We start from the raw sequence: 26,933 nt of genomic DNA, 5'->3' as shown, positions 1-26,933 counted from the left end.
GTACGCGCCGCACCCGAGTGGTGCGGCTACCGGAAGTATCACCCCGAGCGCCGCGAGCTGCTACCAGAAACCCACTGAAGCGCTACCAGATAGTCACGACACTGCTACCAAATAGCCGGTCGCAACACCGCGGCGCCGTGCGCGCCTTTTAGATGACGCTGTGGTGGCCGCGGAGATCCAGACCATTTTCGACGCTGAAAACGGCGTGTGGGGCGCTCGTCGCATCACCGCCGAACTCAACGACCCCACACGTCGCGACGGTGCTACAACCCCTGCCAAGCGGATCAATCGCAAAAAGGTGGCACGTTTGATGCGGGCCCAGAACCTGTTCGGATTTCAAAAGAAGCGCAGGGTCTAGACCACTGTGCGCGACAAAGGCCGGCGCGTGTTTGCAGACTTGGTCAACCGTGACTTCACAGCCTGCGCTGCAAATCGTGTGCTTGTTGGCGATATTACGTATCTGCCGATCGCAGACGGAACGAACATGTACTTGGCAACAGTGATTGATTGTTTTTCCCGCAAACTTGTCGGCTTTGCTATCGCAGATCACGTGCGTTGCGAACTGGTAGAAGAAGCCCTCGAAAACGCTTCCCATCTGCGTGGAGGTCTTGATGGTGCGGTTTTCCACTCGGATCATGGAAGCGTGTATACCTCGTCGCAGTTCCAGGCAACATGCAAGCGCTTGGGCGTTACCCAGTCGATGGGCGCGGTGGGAACCAGCGCGGATAATTCGCTGGCTGAGTCGTTCAACGCGGCTCTGATACGGGAGGTCCTCAAAGATGCGAAGACATTCGCCAATCAACTGATCTGCCGCCGAGACGTCTTCCGGTGGTGCGTGCGCTACAACACGTGCCGTCGGCACACTTGGTGCGGGTATAAAACTCCCGATGAGTTCGAGTCCCAAGCCGCTTAAGGTCTGATAGGCTTACACCAACATTTTGTTCACCCCACGGTGTCTACTTTCCGGGGTCGGGCTCCTTGAAACCGTCGCTCACCAGCCGCCCAGAGTTCTCTTTCTGGAAGTCCTGAATTTTGATTAGGTCTGGGAGCATTACGGTGTTTCAATCATTCCAACTGGACGGGGAGATGAGGTATACGTCGTCGAAAGTTATTTGGCTTAATCGTTCTATGGGGTAATCCTTATTTTAAGAGCATTACAGTGCAGAGTGGAACTATCAGGATTGAACTTCGTCGAGTTGAGATAGCAATGGTATTCCGCGAACCGCTGAGGTTAGCGTCATCATGGTGGCAATGAGCGCGATTGTTGAAATGAGTCCGAGTGTTGTTGAAGCTCCCCAGTGCTCAAATCCAAAGCCAGCGAGAAATGCTCCGAATGGCATGAGAAATATTCCAGGAATGGTAGAAGCTGTGGTTACTGCGCCCATTCGGTAGTCAGGGGTAATGGCGGCAGTAAAAGCCCCAATTGCAGTATTAAAAGACGCTAGGGGTAGACCCGCGATAAACAAAGCAATGATGGTGGCGACCGTATTGCTATGTAGTGTGGTAAGCACAATAAGGCTTATTGTGAAGGTAAGTAAAGCTATAGTGCCAAGTTTTCCTAGTGGTACAACCTCTGCTAGCTTGCTGGCCAAAAAAGAACCTACGATGACACCGGATCCAAAAGATGCTGAAATCAAACCGATAATGAATGCAGATTCTCCTGTAGCGCGGTATGAAAAAATCAGTACCAAGATAAAAGCTGACATTGGAATGTTGGCAACGGCTGCCACGAGAGTGATTGCGCGCAGCCCTGTGTGGCTAAATACAAAACGGAACCCATCAGTCGAGGACTTTAGAACAGAAACATTTGTGTCGTGTTCTTCGTGTAGCTGATTTGCTGACGCTGAATTAGGCTTTCGAGGAACGAGAGCGCAGGCGATGGCATGGAATGCTCCCTGGACAAAAAGAGCTAAGTGGGGGTTTAAACCGTAAAGAAGTCCGGCGCTCGGTCCGCCGAAAACTTCCGCAGTGGATTCACGTCCATGCGCGATAGCATTTGCTGTACCTAGATCGCTTGTAGGGACCATCTGCTTGATGAGACTTTGTTCGCTTGGTGCGTCGAATGCAGAGAGCGCGGAAGCGAGAACGATGCATAAAACTATGGGGAGTAACGGAAGATCACTAAAGGAGAGCATGAGAGCAATGCTGATCCAAATGATCGTTTGAGCGAGAGTAACTCGTTTTAGCACTACTGAGGGATGAAACTTATCTGTTAATGCACCGGCAAACAGGCTCAAAAGAATAAGCGAACCTGTTCCAAAAGCTGATACTGATCCTGCCAGTGTGGCGTTTTTGCTTATGTCAAAAATCAATAGTGGAACTATTACTGAAGCCATTGCATAACCAGTTTGGTTGAACGCCATTGTTCCGACTAAGCGGCGATAGCCAGGAATACTCATTAAGGTGGCCATTTCTTAGTCCTTTCATGAAGGCTAATGTTGGCAAGACGAGGGGAAATCAATGGAATATTGATTTGAATAGTCTGCAAGGTTTTGATGTAGAACTTTGCCCATAGATAAGTTGGTTCTTGAGACTAAGAACCTTAAGGCTTCGAGTGAAGCCAATGCACTGGCTATTGACACGATAGGTGCTATCGCAGCGTTAATTCCAAGAGGGGTTTCCTCATAGAGTCCAGAAATATTATTCTGTTGCAGCCGTTGTTTTTCACTTTCTCGAAGGCATCGGTAGCACCCTGTCGTTCCGGGGACAAAAGTCGCGCAAACCGCCATCGGCCCGGCGTAGCTGCAGTCAATCCAGGGCCTTTTGGTGGCTATTGCGGCTTCTGATACCCAATATGCCGATTCGGGTGGGTTGTCGATTGCTCTTATAACTAGATCTGCTTCCTTGAAAATGGGAATTAATTCCTCTACTCCTTCAATTTTTCGCTCGATCGTACGTACTGAGCAATCGCTATTTAACTCTCTAATCCTATTTTTGAGTTCATCAGTCTTTAATTTGCCGATAGATTTTTCCGAATAAGCAATTTGTCGATTCAGGTTGGACAACTCGACAGTGTCAAAATCAACGAGAGTTATTTTTCCTATTCCACTTGCGGCCATCTGTAATGCGATGCTAGATCCAATGCCTCCGGCCCCTAAAATGCAAATGCTCGACGAGCAGATAATTTCTTGAGGAGCCCATCGATCAAATTTCCCAAATCCGCCTAGCCATGAGTAGAGCGCAGTACTGCGAGAAAAACGAGTCTGTTGTTCTGGGGTTAAGTTGGGTTGAGAAATGGCCTCAATGTGTCCTAGCTGGATTAGCTTCTCGAGCAGAGTATGTGCATTAAAGGGAGAAATTCCCGTTTGCTTAGCGATCTGTTCGGTAGCTTCTTGCTGATTTAGGGTGCCGTTTAAAATTTTATTCAATTTTTGGAGATGGTGGTCTGGATCTTGGACATAGTGGCCGATTCCTGCCGTGTTTGATCCAACAACTGACCTGCCATCCCCTAGAGGCCTAACTTCATGGGCGGTCCGGAATGATATCAAGGACATTGTTCTCCTTAAAGTAAAAAGGGGGCCCGAATGTATTCAGGTCCCCGTGGTTGTCTGATGTTTTATGCCTGTCCAACGCGGTGGGCTTCCATCAGATTCTGGGTGGAAATCACTTCAAAATCGAATGACATTGGCCTCCTCCTTTCATAAGTGAAGTTACAGACAAGGTAGCAGGGATCCAAAGCACAGTCAATGAAAAATATAATTTAAATCTCTAAGGGGTGAACGTAGGGCATATATCATAATGTTTAAAAGGCATCTCATGTGAAGGTTGTCTGGGGTGGTGGTTTGTTGCTGTGACGTCTTTCGAATTTCCAGGGTCACAGCTTTGACTATGGCCAACTTGCCCAATGATTGCGGTGGTTGAGTGGTGTTTTAGTGTTAGTGTTATGACGTTAAAACGCTAACGTTTGACTTCAGTGATGTCGGTAATCGGGGGGTTCGCATTCTCGATGAATTGTTAGCGGACATGAAAAGCTGACCGGAGGCGGACATAAAAAAGTCCACCTATGGCCATGAGAAACTGACCAGTGGCGGACACCACGGGGGCAGGGCGTGTTCGAATGATTGACTCGTCCTCTTGGAGTATGGTAAGCGAACTTATCCCCTCTGGTTCAGAGCCCTGTTGTGACGTCGATCTAGCGCTGGGATGCTCCTCGAGTCCGAACGACGATGACGTGGTGCATCAGCCGACCGATGGGAGCCGTGTTGTTCGGTGTCGGGCGCACCTGTGGCATGAGGTCCGTGAAGCTTGGCACATGTGATTTCACGGAACGTGCCGACGGCGCGCGGCCGCGTGCTGTGGTTGCCTTCGATAGGCACGAGGAACCCGGTGTTGGAGTCACCATCGGCGACGGCGGGGCCACAGGCCTGACATCTCAACTTCACCCCTGCTTCTTCTAGAAGACAATTGCTGCTGATTAGAGACGGAGTCAGGTCCGTCCATGCTTTTCGCTAGATGAGTCCGGTTAGACTCTTCTATCGAACATCGGATGAAGACCCCTTATTTTCCTACCCCCAATAAAAACTCCCCAAACCCCTAAATCCCGTGTCCGCCACTGGTCAGTTTTTCATGTCCGCCAACATGAATTGAACCGCGTAGCCTTTGACGAAACTCGTCACTTACGGAATGGTGATGATGCGGATAAATTTAATGAGGGAAACTCAAAAACCGGCTGGCACGAGTTGTTGAAGTAGAACTTCCAGGACCAGCGAATAGTGAACTGCGTAGTTTTGTTCGTAAGGCAGTTTCGTTAGCTCATTCGATAAAACACGCACCGAACTCATCGCGCCGTGATGCTGGCATAATCGCTGATTCCGTAATCATGCTTGTCAATATTTTTCGGCGGATGTTTGAAAGCGTGTGATGGAACATTTAATTGAAAAGCGTTGGTGAGCAAATATCGTCGCGACATAGAGCGAAACGAGGTTAGTCCGAAAGGAAAGGGCCAGTTCGTACTTGAACTGGCCCTAATTGCTAGAGGTTACGCACCCGGGAATTCACCGTTGCTGCCCAGGCGCGCATCGGCGTCGAGGAGCATGGAGATTTCCGCGGCCTTGTCGGCGTCGACGAGACCGTAGCCGTCAATCATCACCTTGGCGTCGGCGTGCGGTAGGCGGCGGCCCTCGATGACCTCGAAGAGCGGGGCGCGGCCCAGCATTCCGGCCTCGAAGTGTGCGCGGCCAGCACGCAGGCGCTGCTCGGCGCGCTCACGCCACTGGGCGGCGGCATCCGCCCCGCGTTGCTGGGACACAGCCTGCTCGAACACACCTGGGTGGGCGTAGACGATGAGCGCGCTGACGTGGCCGAAGCCGAGCGAGGTCAGTGCCGCGGCCTTCACGCTGTGGCCTGCCGCAGCGAGGTCCAGCGGGGAGCGAAGCCACACCAGGTTCGGCGCCTTCGGAGCGATGAGCGGGTCGACGCAGTCCAGGGACACGTTCGCCGGGATGCGGTGCGTGCGGAAGACGTCGATGATGCCGCCGGTCTGGAAGAGCGCGGCGCCGGCTTTGGAGTGGCCGGTGAGCGTCTTTTGCGAGATGACGAACATCGGCTGGTCCGCGTCGCGGCCGATAGCTGGCCACAGGATGGAGTGCAGCTCGGACTCGTTCGGGTCGTTGGCGTTGGTGGAGGTGTCGTGCTTGGACAGGACCGAGACGTCGTTTGGCGTCAGGCCCAGTCCGCGCAGCGAGCGTGCGAGACGAGAGTTCTCGCGACCACGGCCAGCACCCAGCGCACCCAGGCCAGGGGCCGGGATGGAGGTGTGGGCGCCGTCGCCATAGGAGGCCGCGTGCGCGACCACCGCGAGCACCGGCAGTCCTAAGTCGGCTGCTAGTGAGGCGCGAACTAGCAGGACCGTGCCGCCGCCTTCGCCTTCGAGGAAGCCGCCGCGGCGGCGGTCGTTGGCGCGGGAGATGAAGCGATCATCAATTCCCTTGGCGGTCATCTTCGCGGTCTCCGCGGTGGCGTTCATGTCGCCGAAGCCCTGGAGGGATTCCACCTGGACATCGTCGATGCCGCCGGCCACGACCACGTCGGCCTTGCCCAGGGCAATCTTGTCCACGGCCTCCTCAATCGACACCGCTGCGGTAGCACAGGCGCCGATGGGGTGAATCATGGAACCGTAGCCGCCTACGAGCGACTGCATGGTGTGCGCCGCGATGACGTTCGGCAGGGCCTCCTGCAGGATGTCGGACGGGCGCTCCTCACCGAGGAAGCGGGTGACGAAGACCTTGTGCAGGGATTCCATGCCACCGATACCGGTGCCCTGCGTGGTGGCCACCTGGCCCGGGTGGATGGAGCGCAGCAGCTCCGCCGGGGAGAAGCCGGCCTGGGTGAAGGCATCCACCGCACTGACCAGGTTCCACACCGCCATGCGGTCCAGGGAGTCGAGCATGTGCTCCGGGATGCCCCACTTAGCGGCGTCGAAGTCATCCGGCATCTGGGCGGCGACGGTGCGAGTCAGCGTAGCCTTGCGCGGCACCTTGACGGTGGCACCCTGGCGGCGGGTGACCTGCCATTCGCCGTCCACCTCGACGATGCTGACGAACTCCGGGTCCGCGTCCTGAATATCGCGGGCGGTGGCCTCCGAATCCACGGCGAAGGTGACGTCGCGGTCCAGGAAGACGGTGGTCAGGTCGATGGAGCCGCGGTCGGTGAGGTGGTACTTATCCGTCAGCGTGCGCACACCGGAGCGTGCAACGACCTCATCGCGGAAACGCTCGAAGATGTCCTCCTCGGCGATCTCTTCATCGCTCTCCACCACGAACCAGCCCGGGTGCGGGTCCTCGCGCCATTCCACCAGCCCGGTCATCCAGGCCAGCTCCAGCACACCAGCTGCGGTGAGCTCCGCGGAACCATCGCGCTGCAGGCCATACTCGGCCTCGAAGCGCGTGCGGCCGGAGCCCCACGAGGAGACCTCGCCGATACCGGCGATGACCACCATGTCCTCCAGGTCCGTGGTGACCTGGCCAACTTCTTCCTCCAGGCCAGGCTGCACTGCTTGTACCTGGTTGGGCAGTGCCGCGATTGTGATGGGGGCTTCTATATCTTCGTGCGGAACTGCGCCAGCGGTTTCCGCACCTGCGGCAAGCTCCTTGAGGGAGAAGCCCTCTAGGCCGCCGGTGAGGTCCTTCTCTACCGGGGCGTGAGCTGCCTGCTCGCGCGAGTCGGCGCTGGCCAGGTCCATAAGCTCGGCGGAAATCTCCTCCGGGCTCCACACCTTGATTCCGGCCTTCTCGGCGGCGGGCACCAGCCCATCGTTGCCGCCCATGAGGTGCGTGCCGGCGACCCAGCCGATCTTGGCCTGCGCCAGGGTGACACCCTGCGGCCAGCCGGCCTCGACCTTCCACTTGTTGAGGATGGCATCGAGGGCGGCCTTGACCTCGCCGTAGGCGCCGTCGCCACCGAAGGTGCCGCGGTTGGGCGAGCCCGGCAGGACAACGTGGCAGCGCTTGTCGACGTCTTCCTGGCTCAACCTTGCCAGTCCCGCGATGGTGCGCTCGACGGACCACAGCAGCAGGCGGGCCTGAGCCTCGGTGGTGCCGGAGGCATCCGCCAGCGAGCCGGAGACGCTCGGCGCGGCGAAGGGGAAGGCCAGCGTCGGAGTGAGGGCCGGCTTGAGGATCTTTACCTCGTTGCCCACAGACTCGCGCTGTTCAGTGCCGATCCAGTCGATGAGCGCGTCAATATCGCGGAAGGTCGACAGGTTCGCCGGGACCAGCCACAGGGCGGAACCAGCAGCGCCGTGCTCAGCGTAGAGCGTGCGCGCGAATTCCTTGCGGGCCTGGCTGACACGGGAGGCGGTCATGATGACGGTCGCGCCACCCTCCAGCAGGCGCTCCACCAGCGCGGTGGCGATGGAACCAGGAGCAGCACCCGTGACCAGGGCAACCTCACCGGCGAACGCGCCAGGGGTGGTGTCCACGGCGGCCTTGGCGATGTCCTCGCGCTTCCACCAGCGTGCCTGACGCGCTAGGTCCTCGCCGGTACCGCGGAAGCTGTCCACCGGGTACTCGGCCTGGCCCAGTGCCAGACGGGCGAGGCGCTCGCGGGCGATAGCCCAGGAGTCGTCGAAAAGCACGGCCTTGTTCGCATCAAAGGACGGCGTGACGGACTTGAGCCAACCGGAGCCGAGCTCTGCCTCCACGGCATCGATGACGGTGGTATCAGGTGCCTCGATGAGCTCCGGTTCGGAGTCCAAGCCCAGCTGGGTAAGAACCTGGCGGGCGACAGTAGCCAGCACGCCGCTCTCACCGGTGACGGTCTCGGCGAAGGCATCGAGCGCAGCGGAGTCGACCACGGCACCGCCACCGGCACCACCGGCGGCCGCGCCCTTGGACACGGATGCACCGTGGGTAGCGGCGACGGCTTGGACGGCGGCGTCGATCAGCTCGTGTGCTGCGGACTTGGAGGTAGCGCTCGCCGGCACGGTGCTCAGCGAGCCGCCGCGCACGGAGTCCTCCTCGCGGGAGCCCAGCAGAATCTCAGCCTCGACGTGGGCAACCCAGGACTCGGGCAGGCCCCAGGTGCCGGTGACGTAGTCCGCCACGGCGGTGGGCTTGAGGCCCGCAGCGCCGAAGAGCTGGCGCAGGCGCGCGCCGACGGCCTCACCCAGCACCGGGCCGAAAGCGGAGTAGCCCGGGGCGGCGGTGGCGACCTTCTCGCGCAGCGTTGCCACGTCGGCATCGGCGGCGCCATCGATGGCCGGCACGCCGATCTCCGCGGACATGTCCATGAGCAGCTGGTTACGGCGCGAGGACACACCGTTGGTCAGCTCCTCCACGGTGTCGGAGTCCGCGATCTGATCCACGCGGATCTTGTTCTGGAAGGCGAAGAGCACCATGATGGCCTCCGCCGCACCAAAGCGCAGCTCGGGGGCGTCGCCGGAGGCGGCGGCTGCGGTAGGCGCAGGAGCAGGTGCGGCAGCTGGCGCGGCCGCAGCCGGAGCCTCGGCAGCCTCGGCTGGTGCCTCGTTGGTTTGTTGTGCCTCCTCGGCGTCGGATTCCGCAGCCGGTTCGGCGGCTGGGGCTTCGGAGACGTCGGCAAGCATGACCTGCTCCTGGTCGCGCTCCACGTTGAGCACGCGGATGGTGCCCTCCGGGATGCCGGCGACGGCCAGCGAGCGGGTAGCCAGGTTGGTCAGCGTCGGGGAAGAAGCCAAGCCGACCTCGATGATCTGCTCGACCTTGCCGAAGAGGAGCTCCTGGGTCTCAATCCAGCGCACAGGCGAAGCGAACTGCCAGGACAGCAGCTCAATGAGCAGCAGGCGGGCGAGCTCGTGCTCGGAGAGGTCCTCCACTTTCAGTCCATCCAGCTTGCCGGAGGGAGCCAGCGGTGCCACGGCATCGACGAAGTCCTGGGTGAGCTCGAAGGGGCGGGCCACCAGGTTCGGGATGTAGCGGCCTACCAGGGCGTCCAGATCCAGCTCCTGCGGCAGGAGCTCATCGAGCTTCTCCGCGAAGGCCGGAACGCCCTCGCGCAGCACGCGGGAGTGGAAAGGAACGTCGATGCCCGGGACCATGACGGCTGCGCGCGGGGCGATGACATTGGCCTTGTCCACCAGGGCCTTGAGCCCCTTCTTGGTGCCGGCGACGGAGTACTGCTGGCCGCGGATGTTGTAGTTAACAATCTCCAGGAACTCGCCGGTGCTTTCTGAGACCTCAGCGACCCAAGCGTCGACGTTGTCGCCGTCGATGCCGGCCATGTTCGGGCGCAGTGCCGCCATGGCGTACTCGGAGTTGCCCTCCGCATCGCGCGGGACCAGGCTGCCCATGGCGGAACCACGGGAGTAGACGATGTCGATGACACCTTCAAGGTCGAAGATATTCGCCAGCGAGGCCAGCGCGGTGTACTCGCCCAGGGAGTGGCCGGCGAAGTAGGAGGTCGGGGCCAGGGCGTCCTCGGCGCGCAGGCGCTCGGTCTGGGCATAGGCCACCACAGCCAGGGCCACCTGCGTGAACTGGGTCAGGTGCAGCACACCCTGCGGGTGGCGGAAGGTGGTGCCGCGGACGGTGAGTTCCGTCGGGTTCTCATCGATGATCTTCTGGATGCTAAAGCCCAGGTTCTCGCGGGTATGCGCATCAGCACGGCGCCACGCTTCGCGCGCTGCCGGGGAGGCCTGGCGGTCGCCCTTGCCCATGCCTTCGGCCTGGATGCCCTGGCCGGGGTAGACGTACGCCGTGGTCGGCGCGGCAAGCAGGGCCTGGCCGCGGGAGACCACCTCGCCGTCGATGCGGCAGGTGACTTCGAGAGCCTGGTGGATGCCCTTGCGGCCGACGCGTTCAACGGTGACCTCGATGTCATCGCCCAGCTGCACCATGCCGTACATGGAGTAGGTCCAGCCCACCACGCGGCCATGGCGCCCGGCCACTTGCTGCGCGGCGGCCGAGAGCCACATGCCGTGCACCAGCGGTGCCTGCAGGTTCACCAGCTGGGCCGCGTTATAGGAAGTGTGAATCGGGTTGTAGTCACCGGAGACTAGAGCGAAGGGCGTCATGTCCTGCGGGGCGGTGACGGTGGCGCGGTCGACGAAGGAACGCGGCGTCGGCACCACCTTGGTGGCGGACTTGCCGCCGCCCCACTCCGGTGCCTGGCTCGGTGCGGCGGTGCCGGTGGCGCGGCCGCGGATGGCAAAGCGGTGCATCTGCGTGGCCACAATGTCGCCGGAGGCGTGATCCTTGAGCTCGAGCTCCACCGTGACGATGCGCCCGGAGGCGGATTCCTCGATGGCGGTGCAGGAGGAGGTGACGTCGATCTGGCGGCCGTCGGCAAGCTGCTCCAGCGGCACGCGCAGGTCGATGACGTGGTCCAGGTGCACCGCATTGAGCAGGCCTTCGATGACCGGGTAGCCGTCCTCCAGGCGGCCGGAGCCGAGCGCGGCATAGATGGCCGGCCAGCACGGGCCGACCAGAACATCCGGGGTGCCGGCCTTCTCGGCTGCAGCATCGCCGCAGGTCACCGCACTGTGTGCGGAGAGCAGCGAGGCGGGGAAGTGGAAGGAGTAACCCGACTCGACGGTGGGCATCTTAGTGATCTCATCGCCCTGTTCCGCCGTGGAGCCGACACCAGCCAGGCCCTCCAGGAGGGTAAAGACGGAGTTAGGCAGGCGCTCCTCGGAGACCACCGGGGAGCTACCCGTGGCTACTTCCTCCGGCAGGTCCACAGGGACGGTGACCTCGCGGACGTAGAAGGGGCGCTGCTCCTCCGGCAGGTCATCCCAGTAGGAGTCGGCCGTGATGACGATCTCCCAGTTGCCCTCGGCATCCTGGCGCAGGTCGAAGGCATTCTCATCCATCTCATAAGCCGGGTTGGCCATGAGGTGGCCGTGCCACAGCAGGGTCGGGGAAGTACGCAGGAACGCGGCCTCATCGGCGGCGGAATTCAGGCGGGAGAAAGCCTTCTGCGGGGTCGATCCCTGCTCCAGCAGCGCATCCGTGGTGGCCTGCTCGAAGCGGGCAAGCAGGTCTGCCACCGGCTCGTTCTTCTTGGTAATACCCGCCACGGCCACGGGGCCGGGGATGATGCGCACCTGGTCAGCGGTGTAGCGCTCATCCTGCGCCTGCCAGAGCGTGTCCTTGCCGAACCAGGACTTCAGGTCACCGTCCAAGGCCGGTACCCACGGCATGGGCTTGACGTGCTTGTAGTGCAGGGAAATCCACCAGGCGGCATCGCGCGCCGAGACTTCGGTGGTGCGTGCGGCGGGGTAAGCCTCCAGCAGCTTCGCTGCGGCTGCGGGGGCGTCGTGGACGTCGTCAAGGCTTGCGAAGAGGGTTTCAATCTGGCCGTGATCCGCCGGGTTCAGGCGGGCTTCGACGCGGTGGAGAAGATCGAAGAAGCGGTCATCCCACGTCGGATCCACAAACGGGTGGGCCAGCTTCACGAAGCGCTCGATCCACTCGGCGTAGGTCATGGACTCGACATCGCCGAAGTAGGGCTTGCAGGTCTTGGCCAGGGCGTCGATGATTTCCTGGCGGTGTGCCGGGTACTCCTCGATGCTCAGGCTCGTAATCAGGCGAGAAGCCGCGGCGAAGGAATTATCGAGGTCGTGGATATCCGCCAAAAGGTGGGACTGCGAGGATGCCACGCCGTTCGCACCGGTGCCGCGGCCTACCCAGCCGTCGTTCTGCTCCGGGCTGATACCGGCGGTGTTGACCAGCAGGTCCTTCACCGAATCGGTGGCCTTGGCCTCCTTGGTGGCCATGGCGACGGTGCCGAGGAAGACGGAGTCGACAGGCATGGCCGGCATACCGTGCTTCTTCGCCCACTCACCGGTGAGGTAGGAGGTGGCGCGGTCGGGGGAGGCGATGCCGCCGCCGACTGCCAGGTAGACGTTGGGGTGCTGGCGGATTTCGGCGTAGGTATCCAGCAGCATGTCATCCAGGTTGACCCAGGAGTGGTGGCCGCCGGCGTGGCCGTCCTCGACCTGCATGATGATGCGATCCTCCGGGTAGGCCGTGGCGATGGCCAGGACATCGCGGATCTGCTTTGCGGTACCGGGCTTGAAGGAGATGAAGGGGAAACCGTCGGCGTGGAGGCGGTCCAGCAGCTCGCCGGCCTCCTCTACTTCCGGAATGCCGGCGGAGATGCACACGCCGTTGAAAGACGCACCGGCCGCGCGTGCCTTGGGCACGATGCGCGCCTGGCCGAAGTGCAGGTTCCACAGGAAGCGGTCGAAGAACATGGTGTTGAACTGCGCCGTGCGGCCCGGGCGCAGGTGCTGTTCCATTGTGGCCAGGTGGGCGCGGAAAACCTCATCGGAGTACATGCCGCCGCCGGCCATCTCCGTCCAGTGGCCGGCGTTGGCTGCCGCGGCGACGATCTCGCCATCAGCGGAGGTCGGCGTCATGCCACCCAGCATGATCGGGGACAGGCCCGTGAGATCGGAGAAGCGGGTCTGGGTATAGGTGCGGCCGTTCGGAAGCTCGATGGTGCGCGGGGCGAAGTCAGCGTAGTTCAGGGCCTTGGGCAGTTCATTGCCCGGCGTCGCCAGCGCATCGAGCTCCTGCGGGGTGGCGGCCGAGACCACCGTCACCCCGGTTCCCTGCACCACGCGGCGGGTGATGTTCGCCAAGGCGCGGTCGAGGACGATGAGGTGCTCGGAGCTGAGTGCGGCCAGAGTGGCCGGCCAGTCGTGTTCCTTGACCAGGATGGCCTCGGCCTGGGTGCGGGCCTCATCCACGTCGAGGCCGCACTTTTGAGCGAGCGCTACGGTGCGCTCAGCCGCCGGCGCGAGAACCGCGTTGTGGAAGGGAAGCGCTACGGACAGCTCGTCAAAGAGGGGGCTGAGCTCGTCGCCGCCGACGGTGCGCTTCTCCAGCTCGGCATTGAAGCTCTTCACGGCCTCCTCGATCGCGGTGCGGGTGGCAGCCAGGTCCTCCGGGCTGCCGGACAGCGCGAAGTGGCGGCGACCGTTGACCACGGCGATGGCGGCGGTGCCGTGCAGGTGCTCAGTGACGAAGCTGCGCTCCAGGCCCCGGATGGACAGCATCTGGGGGCGCGGGTCGGAGCCGTTGACCGCGCTGGCTGCGGTTCCCATCAGGATGGCCAGGGCTAGGGCTTCTACTGGCTTGTCGACGGCCATCTCGCCCAAGCTTCCCTGCGAATGCCCAGCGCGCTCGTCGATGTCGACGCCGAGATCGCGCAGCTGCTCGATGGCAGCAATCTGGCCAAGGACGATTCCGGGGATGGACACTGCCGGCAGAGAGTCGAGGGCATTGGGCTCGACGGAACCATCAATGAGCTGCTCGAGGCGCTCAAGTGCGCCAGGGCACGTGGAGGCAATGGTGCGTGCGGCGGGGCCAGTGAGGCTGCGGGCCTGGGCGAGGGCCTCGCGCAGGGAGTCAGCGGTGGCGGCAGTCTGCGCGGCGGTGGTGATGAAACCCTGCCAATCGGAGCCTTGTCCGGCGAAAAGCACGGCCGGGCGGGGCATGGAATGCAGCATAGTAACAGGCATCTTTCCTCTTTTGAGCTGATGGGGAACGGTTTTATGAAGAGCTGTGGGCAGGATTAGTTAGCCCTACAGAACAATCATGATGTGCCACCGTAGTCGAAGCTTTCGCGCAAAGCTGTCTCCCGCGCGGAAAATGTGAGGTTTTTCTCACGTTTGGTCGTGGGGGCACTCTTTCTCAGCGCTCGCCGCGCGAAGTTGCCCAACCTTTTGTATCCTCGGGCTCACTGCAGCGGCTCGGGGAGGAGCAGGGGTGGCTCGGCATCGGCCCGCGCAGCATGAATGAAAAGAAAATCTAGGGGGGACTATGTCTCAATCAACACCAGAGAAAACGACTAAGACACCGGCTCGGCTCAGCAAAAGCCGAGTTATCAAAACCATGACCAAGCTGGCTGGAAAGCTTGAGGAGGATTCCTCGACCGGCATGCCCACCATCAAGATTGCGGGCGGATTCTTAAGCATCGACGTCAACGAAGAGATGGGCGGCCTCTGCGTCCTTGGGTATTGGGGCGGCGCGGTGTGCTTCGACCCGGACCGGCAGCCGTTGCGTATGGAAGTCAACGATCTCAACGGCGGTGCAATATCCGGCAGCCTCGTGGCCGAGCCCTGTGGAAGCTCCGCTATGCATACCCACCTGCGGGTCTTCGCGCCGCCCTATCTGCGTCGACGGCCACGAACGCTCAGCTCAAGAGCATTATTGCGGGCTATGCGGCCGAGATGGCAGCGGTCTTCGCGCGCTTGGATGAGCAATTTCCAGAAGATCGCTCAAAGCCGAGGAAAGGGTCAGGGCTCAAGCCGGTGTCGCCCCACTATTTCAGTGAGGCCTATGGGGTGTCAGTAGTGGGGATGTGGCGGGTGCACGAGCGTGCCACACGCTTGGCGATGATCGGCACGCCCATCCACGTGGTGGACAACAAGAACGGGGCCGTGAGCATCCTCATCAATGAGCACACGATCACCATTGAATCCGCCCTCGATGGCTCCGGGGATATTGAGCTCAGCCTCGTCACCCCCTCCGGCCGCTGCGCGTGTGACCTGGATGCGCTCGTGCGCTGGGCCGAGTTTATGAACGATGATCAGTATGTCTACTCCGCGCGCATCGAGGCGGTAAACCTCGATGGCGGCCAAGAGCAGGACCTCGTCTTGGTGACCACGGCCCGCATTCCCACGAAGTGGGGCTACACCGACGAACAGCTAGATTGGCAGCTCAGCACGTTGGTGAGCCAGCTTGTCCGGGCTGGTGAAGCGTTCTACCGAACCTTCAACCCCACGCGCGTGATGCGCTATATCGACCGCGCGGCCTAGGCGGGAGCCTCTTCTCCGAGCAGTTTCAGCAGGTCCTTCTGCACTTCGCGGCGGCGGACCTTGCCCAGCTGGTCGGAGGCCAGGTGCTCGAAGTGGTAGAAGGTGCGCGGCACCTTGTAGCGGGTCAGACGCTCGCGGCAGTAGTCCTTGAGGCCCTCCGGATCGAGCACCGCGCCATCCTCCAGGATGATGCAGGCCACGACATCCTCGGAGCCATCCGCGCGCGGGCGGCCGACGATGGCCACGTTGGTGACGTCCGGGTGCTGGCGGATAACGTCTTCCACCTCGGCCGGGTACACATTGAAGCCGCCGGTAATGATCATCTCCTTGATGCGGGAGACGATCTTGATGAAGCCATCGGATTCCATGATCGCCATGTCGCCCGTGCGGTACCAACCATCGTGGAAGGACTGCTCGGTGGCCTCAGGCATGTTGAAGTAACCCTTGAATACCTGCGGCCCGCGCACGAGGAGCTCGCCCGCGGTGCCATCCGGCTGGGTCTCGCTGAGGTTGTCTGGGTTGCCGATGCGCACCTCGGTATCCGGGAAGGGAATGCCGATGTAGCCGGGGCGGCGGCTCTTGTTGAGCGGGTTTGCAGCGACAATCGGCGAGGTTTCCGTGAGCCCGTAGCCTTCCACGAGTAGGCCACCGGTGAGTGTTTCCCATTCCTCAACGATGTCCTCTGGCAACGCCGCTGCACCCGAGAGACTGTTTTCGATGCCGTGGAGATCGATGTTCTGTTCCTTGGCTGCCTCCATGACCTTGGAGTAGATCGTGGGCACACCAGGCATCCACGTGGGGCGGCGCTTCTTCATAATGTCGAGGAGCAGCGGAATCTTTGGCGCCGGGGTGAGGACCAACTCGCCGCCAATGTGTACGCCGAGGGCTGCGATGAGAGTGAGGCCATAGACGTGGAAGAGGGGGAGGGCAGCGAGCATACGCTCGGGCTTCTTGCCGATTTCGGGGACCCACGCTTCCGCCATCTTCATGTTGCAGTACAGGTTGGAGTGGGTTAACTCCGCGCCTTTGGGCTTGCCAGTGGTTCCGGAGGTGTAAAGGATCAGCGCGGTATCTTCGCGGTTGACCTTGGCATCCTGTAGCTTCTGGCCTTGTCCGCCGATGGCGCGCCCGGTGAGCGTGCTCCACGGAACGGTGTTAGGGGCGGGAACTGAGAGCTCGGCGCGCTTGTCCTTAATGATGGGAAGTGGCAAGCGCAGTAGCAGCTGCTTGGGGCGCGGCATGGCCTCGATCATGTTGACCGTAACGATCGTTTCGAGCGGCGTGGTATCACGCAGCTCCTCAAAGACCGGGCTCGCCTTATCCCACACCACGGCCACGCGGGCGGCGTGATCTTGGAAGAGGGGCTCGAGCTCAGCCGCGGTGTAGAGCGGGTTGTGCTCCACGACGGTCGCCCCGAGCTTCAAGATGGCATAGAAGACCGCCACGTGCTGGGGGCAGTTGGGGAGCGCTACGGCGACGCGATCGCCGGGGCGAATACCGAAGGCCTTGAGGCCCGCCGCGGCGGCGCGCACGTGGGTATCGAGTTCGCGGTAGGTCATTTGGTGGCCAAAGAACCACGTGGCGGGCCTTTCGCCGAACTCTTCCACGGTTTCTCGGTAGGAGTCCAAGAGCGTTTCGGTGCCGTAATCCAGATTGGGCTTAGTCCACTCAGGGTAATACTGGAGCCAGGCTTTCGACTCAAAGGCGGAGGAGGCCTGGGCAGGGGATTCGGTCATGTTCGCGAACTCCTTAGGTGGTCAAACTTGTTATGTTTGGAACAGTATAGCCAATCTGTGACAGAAGTCTCGCAAAACTTAGCAAAGTTGCTTAACGTAACGAAATCTTTTCGGGACAAATCAATAACCCCGGCGATGTGCGTCTATCACGCAGGGATCGCTCCGGGGTTATGGAGTGCTACTTCTCGGCCTTGAGACGCTCGAGCAGATCCTGCTGAACCTCGCGGCGGCGAATCTTGCCCAGCTGGTCCGTGGCCAGCTTCTCGAAGTGGTAGAAGGTGCGCGGAACCTTGTAGCGGGTGAGGCGCTCGCGGCAGAAGCTCTTGAGGCCGTCGGGATCGAGCGCGGCGCCGTCGTTCAGTACGATGCAGGCCACGACGTCCTCGGAACCGTCCGAACGCGGGCGGCCCACCACGGCGGCCTCCGCCACGTCTGGGTGATCAAGCAGCGTTTCCTCAACCTCGCCGGGGTAGACGTTGAAGCCGCCGGTGATGATGATCTCCTTGATGCGGCTGACCAGACGGATGAAGCCGTCCTCTTCCATCACGCCCATATCACCCGTGCGGAACCAGCCATTGTGGAAGGCCTTCTCGGTGGCTTCCTCATCGCCGAAGTAACCCTTGAAAATCTGCGGGCCGCGAGCGAGAACCTCGCCCTCCTGACCATCGGGCATGGTCTCATCCAGGTTGTCCGGGTTGGCGATGCGAATCTCCGTGTCCGGGAAAGGGATTCCCACGTAGCCGGGGCGGCGATCATCGCTCATGGGGTTACCCACGATGATCGGCGAACACTCCGTGAGGCCATAGCCTTCCACGAGCATGCCGCCGGTGTACTTCTCCCACTTCTCCACGGTGTTGACCGGCAGGGTGGACGCACCGGAGAAGGCCGCGCGCACGCCGTCGAGGGAAACGTCGTCTTCTTCCGCCTTTGCCACGATGCGCTCGTACAAGGTCGGTACACCCGGAACCCAGGTCGGGGTGTGCTTCTTCATCAGGTCCATGATGAGCGGCATCTGCGGGCTAGGAAGCAGCACCAATTCGCTGGCGATGAGCGGCGCCAGGGTGGCGTTCATGGTCAGGCCGTAGGCATGGAAGAAGGGGAGTGCGGCGAGCATGCGCTCGGGGGAATCACCCAAGCCCGGTACCCAGTGCTTGCCCATCAAGAGGTTGGAGAAGAGGTTGCCGTGGGTCAGCTCCGCGCCCTTGGGGTTGCCGGTGGTGCCGGAGGTGTAGAGGATGAGCGCGGTGGTGTCCTTGGTGACTTCTTCCGGGGTGATGACATCGGAACCATCGCCGCCGATGGCGTTGCCAACGAGGGATTCCCACGGCACCGTATTCGGGGCCGGGGCGGTGAGCTGATCGCGCTTGGACTTCAGCGGCGGGATAGGCAGACGCAGGGCCAGGCGCTGCGGAGTCGGCATCGCGTTGATCATGTTGATGGAGACGACGGTCTCCAGGGACGTGGTCGGGCGTAGCTTCTCCAAGGTGGACGCCGTCTTATCCCAGGCGATGGCAATGCGTGCGCCGTGGTTCTTGAACAGCCCCTCCAGCTCATGGGCGGTGTAAAGAGGGTTGTGCAGCACCGCGATAGCGCCCAGCTTGAGCACGGCCCAGAAAGCGGAGATGAACTGTGGGCAGTTGGGGGCGACGATGGCAACGCGGTCTCCCGGGCGCACGCCGAAGGCGCGGAGGCCGGCGGCTGCGCGGCGGACCTGCTTGTCCAGCTCGGCGTAGGTTTGCGTGCGACCGAAAAAGTAGGTTGCCGGCTTATCGGGATGAAGCGCGAGGTTGTTGTCGTAGACGTCGAGAAGCGTGGTGTCTCCGTACTCCAGGGTGTGCGGGGTCCATTCTGGGTAGTACTTCAGCCACGCCTTGGACTCGTATGCCGACATCGATTCACCTTTCGGTCGCGTAGGTTAAGGTACGGGCCAGTATAACGCGGGTTGTTTCGGGATACACTGGAAAACTATGCGCATCGCGATGATTTCCATGCATACCTCGCCCCTCGAGCAGCCCGGAGCCGGGGATGCGGGCGGCATGAACGTCTACGTTCTCAACACTGCCCGTCAGCTCGCGCGCCTCGGCGTGGAGGTCGATATTTTCACTCGCGCCACGCGCCCCAGTCAGGGGGAAGTGGTGGACGTCGAGGAGCGCCTGCGCGTCATCAACATTGTGGCGGGGCCCTATGAAGGTCTCAGTAAAGAGGAGCTGCCCACCCAGCTGGCCGCGTTCACGGGCGGCATTTTCAACTTCGCGCGCTGTTTTGATGTGGAGTATGACGTCATCCACTCACACTATTGGCTCTCCGGCCAGGTGGGATGGTTGTTGCGCGATCTGTGGGATATCCCTCTCGTCCATACCGCGCACACGCTGGCCGCAGTGAAGAACGTGCACCGCACGCTCGATGACACCCCGGAAACCGAAGCCCGCCGCATCTGCGAGCAGCAACTGGTGGATAACGCCGACATCCTGGTGGTCAACACCGCCCAGGAAACCCGCGATCTGATCGAGCACTACGACGCCTCGCCGGAGAATATCGTCGTGGTCTCCCCGGGTACGGACACCGAGCTGTATACCCCGGGCACGGACCGCATGACGGAGCGTGCCCGCCGCCAGCTGGGCATCCCGCTGCACACCAAGGTGGTGGCGTTCGTGGGCCGCCTGCAAAAGTTCAAGGGCCCCGAGGTTCTGATCCGCGCTACCGCGGAGCTGATGGAGCGCGATCCGGACCGTAGCCTGCGCGTGGTCATCTGTGGCGGCGCCTCCGGGGCGAATTCCTCGCCGGATGCCTACCACAACCTTGCCCGCGAGTTGGGAGTGGAGCGCGTCGTGCGCTTCCTGAGCCCGCGCCCACCCCAGGAGCTCGTGGCCATCTACCAGGCTGCGGATATTGTTGCGGTGCCCAGCTATAACGAGTCCTTCGGACTGGTGGCCATGGAAGCGCAGGCCTCCGGAACTCCCGTGGTGGCGGCGGCCGTCGGCGGGCTGCCTATCGCCGTCGCGGACGGTGACACGGGCTTGCTCGTTCACTCACACTCAGCGCAGGACTGGGCGGACGCATTGGAGCAGCTGCTTGACGACGACCCCCGCCGCATCGCCATGGGCGAAGCCGCCGTCGATCACGCCCAGCAATTCAGTTGGGCAGCGGCCGCCACCCAGTTGGAGAATATTTACGCCGATGCGATGAGTATCGAGATTCCGGATTGCCACGCGCGCCGGGCAATCGGATATTAATCCCACACAAGTGGGCATAAAACCACACTTAGGGGTGATGTGCTCGGGTTCACAGGCGGGCCGCCGAAAAACGTGGCATGCTGGTGTTTATGAGTAACGGAAAGCTGATTCTACTTCGACACGGACAGTCCGAATGGAACGAGTCCAACCAGTTCACCGGTTGGGTTGACGTCAACCTCACTGCCAAGGGCGAGGGCGAGGCCAAGCGTGGCGGCGAGCTGCTCAAGGAACAGGGCATCTTGCCGAATATCGTCTACACCTCCCTGCTGCGCCGTGCCATCCGCACCGCCAATATTGCACTCAACGCAGCGGACCGCCACTGGATCCCGGTTGTGCGCGACTGGCGCCTCAACGAGCGCCACTACGGCGCCCTGCAGGGCCTTAACAAGGCAGAGACCAAGGATAAGTACGGCGAGGAGCAGTTCATGGCATGGCGCCGTTCTTACGGCACCCCGCCGCCGGAGCTGGAAGACGGCGCCGAGTACTCCCAGGCCAACGACGTCCGCTACGCCAACCTGGACCAGGTTCCGCGCACCGAGTGTCTGAAGGACGTCGTCGAGCGCTTCGTTCCTTACTTCGAGGAGGAGATCCTCCCGCGCGCCAAGAAGGGCGAGACCGTTCTCATCGCCGCGCACGGTAACTCCCTGCGTGCGCTGGTCAAGCACCTAGACCAGATCTCCGATGAGGAGATTGCCGGCCTCAATATTCCGACCGGTATCCCGCTGGTTTACGAGATCACCGAGGACGGTTCGGTTGTGAACCCGGGCGGCACGTACCTGGATCCGGAAGCTGCTGCTGCCGGCGCCGCTGCCGTGGCTGCCCAGGGCGGAAAGAAGTAACCGCCCAGGAAGCTGCGTGCTGCGCACGATCCCCAGGGAGCTTATACTCCTTGGGGATTCTTTGTAGGGGTGTGAATGATTGTGGAACTGGTACTCGCTTTCCTCGCCGGCGTGGTGGCCTGTGGCCTGGCCATACCGGTGATCACCCGGATCCGTGAACGGATGGAGCGCCGCCGCGTCCGCGATGCAGACGCTAACCAGGTCACCAGTGTTAGCCAGGTTCTGCACCTCGCCGTGGGTGGTTCCCCATCTGGAATGACCGTGCTTTCGCGCACGAAAGAGGTCATCTTCTCTAACCCCGCTGCCCATGAAATGTCGATGGTGCATGACCGCGCGGTGAACCCCGACATTTGGAAGGTCGCGGAAGAGGTCTTCGAAGACAAAGAGACCCGCACACTGGACCTTGCTATCCCCAAACGGCGCACCGGCAACCGCGTGATTCAGGTGCGCGCAGTGGTCCAGCCGCTGACGCTCAACGATGATCGCTTCGTCATCGTCTACGGCACCGACGAATCCGAATCGGTGCGCATGGAATCCGCTCGTCGTGACTTCGTGGCCAACGTGTCGCACGAGCTGAAGACCCCGGTGGGCGGCATCGCCCTGCTAGCCGAGGCGCTCCTCCAGGACACCGGGGACCCCGAGCACGTCGAGTACTTCGGTAGCAAGGTGCAGAAGGAAGCGGCGCGCATGGCGGACATGGTCAGCGAGCTCATCTCCCTGTCCAAGTTGCAGGGGGCGGAGGCCCTCCCGGAGATGGAGCCGCTCGACCTCGATGAGGTCATTGATGAGGCCATCACCCGCAATCAACTCGCTGCCGATTCCCACCACAACCAGCTCACCCGCGGCGATTCCGCAGGCGTCAAGGTAATGGGAGATAAGTCCCTCTTGGTCACGGCGATTTCCAACCTGATCTCGAACGCCATCCACTATTCGCCGGATGATCTACCGGTGTCGGTAACGCAGAAGGTGGTCGGCGAGAAGGTCGTTCACATTCGCGTCACGGATCGCGGCATCGGCATCGCCCCAGAGGATCAAAAGCGCGTGTTTGAACGCTTCTTCCGCGTGGACAAGGCGCGCTCCCGGCAGACCGGCGGAACGGGCCTGGGCCTGGCCATTGTGAAGCATGTCGTGGCTAATCACGGCGGTAACATCAAGCTGTGGTCGCGCCCCGGAACTGGCTCGACGTTCACTATCGAGCTCCCTATATATGCGGAAGAAAAGCCAACAGATAATCTTATTAATCGGGATAACATAGAAGACGGAGCCGTCAGCTCTGCCGCCCCTGGTTTGCAGCGCGCCGTGGCGCGTGTAGCAGCTCGTCGAAAGGATAAAGCGCAATGACCACCATCCTCATCGTTGAAGATGAAGAGTCGCTGGCCGATCCCCTCGCCTTCCTCCTTCGAAAGGAGGGATTCGACGTACTCCTCGCCCCAGACGGGCCCAGCGCGCTCGAACAGTTTGCGGCAAATAACGTAGACATCGTCCTGCTGGACCTTATGCTGCCGGGAATGTCTGGAACCGACGTCTGCAAGCAATTGCGCACGACGTCCTCCGTTCCGGTGATTATGGTGACCGCGCGCGACTCAGAGATTGACAAGGTCGTGGGCCTGGAACTTGGTGCTGATGACTACGTAACTAAGCCTTATTCCTCCCGCGAGCTCATCGCCCGCATCCGCGCGGTGCTGCGCCGCGGCCACGACGTTTCCTCTGACAACGCCGAGGAGGAGCCGGACGATCAGATTCTGGAAGGCGGTCGCGTGCGCATGGACGTCGAGCGCCACACCGTGCTTGTCGCCGGTGAACCGGTCTCCATGCCACTCAAGGAATTCGACCTTCTCGAGTACTTGCTGCGCAACGCCGGGCGCGTGTTGACCCGCGGTCAGCTCATCGACCGCATCTGGGGCGCCGACTACGTGGGTGACACCAAGACTCTCGACGTTCATGTCAAGCGCCTGCGCTCCAAGATCGAAGCCGAGCCTTCCCACCCGCAGCAGCTCGTGACGGTGCGCGGCCTCGGCTACAAGTTCGAGGCTTAAGCGCGAGGATCCGCCGGGTGCCGCGGGAAGTCGACTCCGGAGCGCGCCCGAGCCTCGCAGTGCTTGGCCAGAATCTCGTAGCTCTCCTCGCCGAGTAACGCGATGAGCTCGGTTTTCTGAGACTTCCACAGTGGCTCATCCGCTATGTGGCAGGAGGGATCCGCCGAGCAATACCAATCGAAGTCCTCGCCACCGTTGCCCCACCCGCGGCGGTCATATTCGCCGATAGTGGTGCGCAGGATTTCCTCCCCGTCGGGACGCTCCTCATAGTCTTCGTGCCGGCGAATCGGCAGCTGCCAGCATACTTCGGGCTTGACCACGGTAAGTTCCTCGCCCGCCTCGAGCGCCCACTGGTGGATAGCGCAGCCCGCGCCCGTGGGCCAGCCGGCGCGGTTAGCGAAGATGCAGGCGCCGTCGACAAGCGGCGTCTTCAGCGCCGGTTCTGGTTCGCCATCGTCGCCGTCGAGCTCATCCCACTCCAGCCACGGCTCCAGCTCCTCAGGTTCTCCGTGTTGGAGGAACTTATCTACCCCCGCAGGACGGTGCTGCCAGAAGCGGGCGGGCATGCGGGAGACGGCGTCGTGAAGCTGCTCCCTGTCTGTCTCATCAGCCATGTACGCACCGTGCACGCAGCAGCCGACGTCGGGCTGTTGCTTATCGATGCCGTGGCACCTCTCCGTTCCAAACTGGCAGGCATAGTGCGATTCGAGCCAGGTCAGGTCGATAGAGAAGATATGGAGTGGATCGTTCGGATCAGTAAATTCAAACCACTCTCTGGGGAAGTCGGGGGCCTTTTCGCGGCCGGCCAAGATGGATGCTGCCGCGGGGGAGGAGGCAGGAAAACCCAGGTAAACTTCATTCGATTTCGGGCGATTCACACCTACCCACGGTAGACCTACTACTCTGGAAGCGTGCGATTAGGTGTATTAGACGTCGGAAGTAATACCGTCCACCTTGTTGCGGTCGACGCCGCAACCGGTGGGCGGCCTTCGCCGATGAGCGATTGGAAGACCCCGCTGCGTCTGGTGGAACAGCTAGACAAGGACGGCAACATCCACGAGAAGGGCATGAAGAAGCTCATTTCCGCCGTGGGTGAGGCCGCTGAGCTGGGCCAGAAGCTGGGCTGTGATGAATTCATCGCCTTTGCTACCTCCGCCGTGCGCTCGGCCACGAACTCGGCCAAGGTTCTCGACGAAGTGGAAAAGCAAACCGGCGTGCGCCTAGAGATTCTGTCGGGCGAAGAGGAAGCGCGCTTGACCTTCCTGGCAGCGCGTCGCTGGTACGGCTGGTCCGCTGGCCGCATTACCAACCTCGATATTGGTGGTGGCTCGCTGGAGCTATCCACCGGTACCGACGAGCATCCGGAGATGGCCTTCTCCCTCGACCTGGGAGCTGGCCGCCTGACCCACAACTGGTTTGATACGGACCCGCCGGAGAAGTCCAAGGTGAACTTGCTGCGGGATTACATTGACGCGGAACTGGTCGGCGTGGCCGATAAAATGCGCGCGCTGGGCCCCGCTGGTTTGGCCGTGGGAACCTCGAAAACCTTCCGCACGCTGGCTCGTTTGACCGGTGCCGCACCGTCATCGGCGGGTCCCTACGTCAAGCGCACCCTCACTGCACCGGGTCTGCGCCAGCTGATTTCCTTCATCTCTCGTATGACTGCAGCTGACAGGGCAGACCTTGAGGGTGTAAGTTCTACCCGATCGCATCAGATCGTCGCCGGCGCCCTTGTAGCCGAGGCGAGCATGCGTGCCCTGGGAATCGAAAAGTTGGAGATCTGCCCCTGGGCCCTCCGAGAAGGTGTCATTTTGCGCCGTACCGATAAGGGACTGGAATAGGAAAGAAACGTGGCTGACAAGAAACAGTTGACAGTTGCGGAGCTGCTGGCCCGTAACGCGAAGAACCGACCCGGCGAGGAGAAGACCCCGCGCCGCCGTCGTCGCAGCCTTGATGAAGGCGGCATCTCGGTTGCGGAGCTGACCGGTAATCTTGAGAAGGTCAAGGCAACTCCGGCCGAGGCAAAACACTCCAGCGTCTCCATCGATGAAACGGCCCCGGTCATTCCTGCGCCGAAAAAGGAGCAGAAGGAACAGCCTAAGCAGGAGACTCCTCAGCAGGAGGAATCCAAGAAGAAGGCTGAGAAGCCTCAGGCTGCCGCTGTCCCCGTAGAGAAGCCAGCTGAGTCGGAGACCAAGCGCTCCCAGCCCTCTGACGAGGACACGCGCGTTATCCAGAAAGTCAAGGACGAGCCTAAGAAGAAGGCTGAGACAAAGCAGACAGAGGCTAAGGCCGAGCCGAAGGTCGAAGAAAAGACCGACGATAAGGCCGAAACAAAGGTCGCAGACAAGATCGCGCCACAGGCTGCGGAGGAAGCCGAGGATGACACCTTCACCACGGGTGAGCTCGAGGCAGTCGATCAGGACCTTGAAGAGTACGACGAGGACTACGACGACGAGGAGGAGGGCAAGCTCAACCCCTTTGCCGTCGTCCTGCTCGCCCTCGTGGGTATCGTGCTCGGTGCCATCGTGTTCAAGGGCTTTGAAATTCTTTGGGACCGCTTCGACCGCCTAGTCGTCGTCGTGCTCGGCGTCGTTGTCACCGGCGTCATCGTCGGAATCGTCCACGCACTGCGCACCAGCCGCGATGGTTTGTCGATGTTCCTCGCAGCCGTCGCTGGCCTCGTGCTTACCTTCGGCCCGCTGCTCGTTGTGATGTAAGCATCTGTTCCACAAGACACTTTCTATAAGGCATCTGTCAGAAGGCATCTGTACCCCTGGAAAACGCCTTCTGACAGATGCCTTTTGCATGCGCGGGGTCAACCTGCGGGCAAAGCCTTGACCTGGTGGCCGCGTTCCAGCCTTTCTGGCACCCTGGGAAGCATGACAAAAATTGCAGTACTTGGTGGAGGACAAATCGGCGAGGCCCTAGTTTCCGGGCTCGTGAATGCAGGCTACGAGGCCGCAGACATTGTGGTGACCAACCGCCGCTCCGAGCGCGGTGAGGAGCTGAAGAACACTTACGGTGTGAGTGTTACCAGCGATAACGCCGCGGCGATCGACGGCGCCGACTACATCTTTGCGTGTGTGAAGCCCTATGCCATCGTCGAGCTTCTCGAGGGCCTCGACATCCCCAAGACAGCTGTGGTCGCCTCCATGGCGGCTGGTCTGACCCTCGACACCCTGGAGAAGGCCTCCGGCGAGGGCGTTCCCGTCGTCCGCGTCATGCCGAACACCCCCATGCTGGTGGGCAAGGGCATGTGCACCTGCGCGGGTGGTTCCCACGTCACGAAGGAGCAGCTCGACGGCGTGGTCAAACTGCTGGAGGCCGTCGGTGAGGTCGCCGTCATCGAAGAAAAACACATCGATGCCGCTACCGCCCTGGCCGGCTCTGCACCTGCCTACTACTTCCTAGTCACCGAAGCGCTCATTGATGCCGGCGTACAACTCGGCCTCACCCGCGACGTTGCCGAGAAGCTGGCCACCCGCACTGCACAGGGCGCGGGTGAAATGTTGGCTGAATCCGGTAAGGATCCGGTCGCTTTGCGCGCAGGGGTAACCTCCCCGGGGGGAACCACTGCCGCTGCCCTTCGCGAGCTCGAGGAGTCCGGACTTCGAGGCGCCTTTTTCCGCGCCGCTGAGGCATGTTCCCAGCGTGCGCAGGAACTTGCCTAGAGTTCTCCACCGCCCTGGGAGCGATGTGACACCTGTTGTCATTCGGGCTTGATGGGGAACAACGGTGTGAAAGAGGAAAAAATTAGCACTTGGGTCGCATTAGTCACAGGTTTCACGCTAAGCTGGCAGGAGCGCGTGCGTGATAGTCCTGTGGGAGGGGAAGCCTACAGC

General features: G+C 61.3%; 15 protein-coding genes and 1 pseudogene. 9 read left to right on the top strand and 7 right to left on the bottom strand.

What is annotated here, in order from left to right; genetic code table 11:
• Nucleotides 1-121: 121 nt before the first annotated feature.
• Nucleotides 122-913, top strand: a pseudogene (locus FME68_RS10185) (IS3 family transposase); the annotation flags it as partial.
• Nucleotides 914-1,175: 262 nt separating this feature from the next.
• Here the strand turns inward: FME68_RS10185 and FME68_RS10180 are convergent.
• The 4 genes from FME68_RS10180 to FME68_RS10165 all read right to left on the bottom strand — a co-directional run bounded on the left by FME68_RS10180 (nucleotide 1,176) and on the right by FME68_RS10165 (nucleotide 14,567).
• The gene (locus FME68_RS10180) at nucleotides 1,176-2,411 is read right to left on the bottom strand and encodes an MFS transporter (RefSeq protein ID WP_158397473.1); all 1,236 of its coding nucleotides are present in this window, start codon (nucleotides 2,409-2,411) and stop codon (nucleotides 1,176-1,178) included.
• 21 nt (nucleotides 2,412-2,432) lie between these two features.
• Nucleotides 2,433-3,494: a HesA/MoeB/ThiF family protein gene (locus FME68_RS10175; protein WP_083280739.1), complete on the bottom strand. Its 1,062-nt coding sequence runs from the start codon at nucleotides 3,492-3,494 to the stop codon at nucleotides 2,433-2,435.
• Between the two features lie 1,484 nt (nucleotides 3,495-4,978).
• A complete protein-coding gene (locus FME68_RS10170) occupies nucleotides 4,979-13,945 on the bottom strand; it encodes a type I polyketide synthase (RefSeq protein ID WP_158397472.1) in 8,967 nt (2,988 codons plus the stop codon).
• A 448-nt stretch (nucleotides 13,946-14,393) separates the two neighbouring features.
• Nucleotides 14,394-14,567, bottom strand: a complete 174-nt coding sequence (locus FME68_RS10165; RefSeq protein WP_158397471.1) for a hypothetical protein — start codon at nucleotides 14,565-14,567, stop codon at nucleotides 14,394-14,396.
• Between the two features lie 227 nt (nucleotides 14,568-14,794).
• Here FME68_RS10165 and FME68_RS10160 point away from each other — a divergent pair, with 227 nt between their 5' ends.
• Nucleotides 14,795-15,244, top strand: a complete 450-nt coding sequence (locus FME68_RS10160) for a hypothetical protein (protein ID WP_158397470.1) — start codon at nucleotides 14,795-14,797, stop codon at nucleotides 15,242-15,244.
• On the opposite strand, the gene FME68_RS10155 is transcribed toward FME68_RS10160, so the two are convergent.
• Together FME68_RS10155 and FME68_RS10150 are read right to left on the bottom strand one after the other, a co-directional pair.
• Nucleotides 15,241-16,980, bottom strand: coding sequence for a long-chain-fatty-acid--CoA ligase (locus FME68_RS10155; protein WP_049154639.1), 1,740 nt, complete (start codon nucleotides 16,978-16,980; stop codon nucleotides 15,241-15,243). The two genes, FME68_RS10160 and FME68_RS10155, sit on opposite strands and share 4 nt — an antisense overlap.
• A gap of 178 nt (nucleotides 16,981-17,158) precedes the next feature.
• Nucleotides 17,159-18,871 carry a long-chain-fatty-acid--CoA ligase gene (locus tag FME68_RS10150; protein ID WP_158397469.1) on the bottom strand — a complete coding sequence of 571 codons (1,713 nt, stop codon included), beginning with the start codon at nucleotides 18,869-18,871 and terminating at the stop codon, nucleotides 17,159-17,161.
• Between the two features lie 76 nt (nucleotides 18,872-18,947).
• On the opposite strand from FME68_RS10150, the gene mshA reads away from it, so the two are divergent.
• The 4 genes from mshA (at nucleotide 18,948) to FME68_RS10130 (ending at nucleotide 23,088) form a co-directional block, all read left to right on the top strand.
• Entirely contained in the window at nucleotides 18,948-20,213 is a 1,266-nt protein-coding gene (gene mshA / locus FME68_RS10145; protein WP_158397468.1) for a D-inositol-3-phosphate glycosyltransferase, read from the top strand.
• A gap of 89 nt (nucleotides 20,214-20,302) precedes the next feature.
• A complete protein-coding gene (locus FME68_RS10140; protein ID WP_158397467.1) occupies nucleotides 20,303-21,052 on the top strand; it encodes a phosphoglyceromutase in 750 nt (249 codons plus the stop codon).
• A 75-nt stretch (nucleotides 21,053-21,127) separates the two neighbouring features.
• Nucleotides 21,128-22,393 carry a sensor histidine kinase gene (locus FME68_RS10135; protein ID WP_071406923.1) on the top strand — a complete coding sequence of 422 codons (1,266 nt, stop codon included), beginning with the start codon at nucleotides 21,128-21,130 and terminating at the stop codon, nucleotides 22,391-22,393.
• Nucleotides 22,390-23,088, top strand: coding sequence for a response regulator transcription factor (locus tag FME68_RS10130; RefSeq protein ID WP_070821181.1), 699 nt, complete (start codon nucleotides 22,390-22,392; stop codon nucleotides 23,086-23,088). Before FME68_RS10135 ends, FME68_RS10130 begins: the two co-directional genes overlap by 4 nt.
• Here FME68_RS10130 and FME68_RS10125 read toward each other — a convergent pair.
• Nucleotides 23,085-23,966, bottom strand: coding sequence for a DUF3109 family protein (locus FME68_RS10125; RefSeq protein WP_328287810.1), 882 nt, complete (start codon nucleotides 23,964-23,966; stop codon nucleotides 23,085-23,087). The two genes, FME68_RS10130 and FME68_RS10125, sit on opposite strands and share 4 nt — an antisense overlap.
• A 33-nt stretch (nucleotides 23,967-23,999) precedes the next feature.
• Between FME68_RS10125 and FME68_RS10120 the strand changes: the two genes are divergently transcribed.
• The 3 genes from FME68_RS10120 (at nucleotide 24,000) to proC (ending at nucleotide 26,762) form a co-directional block, all read left to right on the top strand.
• Nucleotides 24,000-24,929: a Ppx/GppA family phosphatase gene (locus tag FME68_RS10120; protein ID WP_083312729.1), complete on the top strand. Its 930-nt coding sequence runs from the start codon at nucleotides 24,000-24,002 to the stop codon at nucleotides 24,927-24,929.
• 9 nt (nucleotides 24,930-24,938) lie between these two features.
• Nucleotides 24,939-25,808, top strand: a complete 870-nt coding sequence (locus tag FME68_RS10115; protein WP_328287809.1) for an Rv0497 family membrane protein — start codon at nucleotides 24,939-24,941, stop codon at nucleotides 25,806-25,808.
• A gap of 162 nt (nucleotides 25,809-25,970) precedes the next feature.
• On the top strand, nucleotides 25,971-26,762 hold the full coding sequence (gene proC / locus FME68_RS10110; protein WP_049154646.1) for a pyrroline-5-carboxylate reductase: 792 nt from the start codon (nucleotides 25,971-25,973) through the stop codon (nucleotides 26,760-26,762).
• The last annotated feature ends 171 nt before the right edge of the window (nucleotides 26,763-26,933 follow it).

The organism is Corynebacterium hiratae (assembly GCF_009708045.1).
In the GTDB taxonomy this organism is placed as follows: domain Bacteria; phylum Actinomycetota; class Actinomycetes; order Mycobacteriales; family Mycobacteriaceae; genus Corynebacterium; species Corynebacterium hiratae.
Note: the sequence above shows the minus strand (reverse complement) of the source record. Positions and strands in the feature narration are given on the sequence as shown.

Excerpts from the sequence above, each read along its gene's own strand:
- FME68_RS10180 (WP_158397473.1), bottom strand. The coding sequence starts at position 2,411 with ATGGCCACCTTAATGAGTATTCCTGGCTATCGCCGCTTAGTCGGAACA.
- FME68_RS10175 (WP_083280739.1), bottom strand. The coding sequence starts at position 3,494 with ATGTCCTTGATATCATTCCGGACCGCCCATGAAGTTAGGCCTCTAGGG.
- FME68_RS10170 (WP_158397472.1), bottom strand. The coding sequence starts at position 13,945 with ATGCCTGTTACTATGCTGCATTCCATGCCCCGCCCGGCCGTGCTTTTC.
- FME68_RS10165 (WP_158397471.1), bottom strand. The coding sequence starts at position 14,567 with ATGCATAGCGGAGCTTCCACAGGGCTCGGCCACGAGGCTGCCGGATAT.
- FME68_RS10155 (WP_049154639.1), bottom strand. The coding sequence starts at position 16,980 with ATGACCGAATCCCCTGCCCAGGCCTCCTCCGCCTTTGAGTCGAAAGCC.
- FME68_RS10150 (WP_158397469.1), bottom strand. The coding sequence starts at position 18,871 with ATGTCGGCATACGAGTCCAAGGCGTGGCTGAAGTACTACCCAGAATGG.
- mshA (WP_158397468.1), top strand. The coding sequence starts at position 18,948 with ATGCGCATCGCGATGATTTCCATGCATACCTCGCCCCTCGAGCAGCCC.
- FME68_RS10140 (WP_158397467.1), top strand. The coding sequence starts at position 20,303 with ATGAGTAACGGAAAGCTGATTCTACTTCGACACGGACAGTCCGAATGG.
- FME68_RS10135 (WP_071406923.1), top strand. The coding sequence starts at position 21,128 with ATGATTGTGGAACTGGTACTCGCTTTCCTCGCCGGCGTGGTGGCCTGT.
- FME68_RS10130 (WP_070821181.1), top strand. The coding sequence starts at position 22,390 with ATGACCACCATCCTCATCGTTGAAGATGAAGAGTCGCTGGCCGATCCC.
- proC (WP_049154646.1), top strand. The coding sequence starts at position 25,971 with ATGACAAAAATTGCAGTACTTGGTGGAGGACAAATCGGCGAGGCCCTA.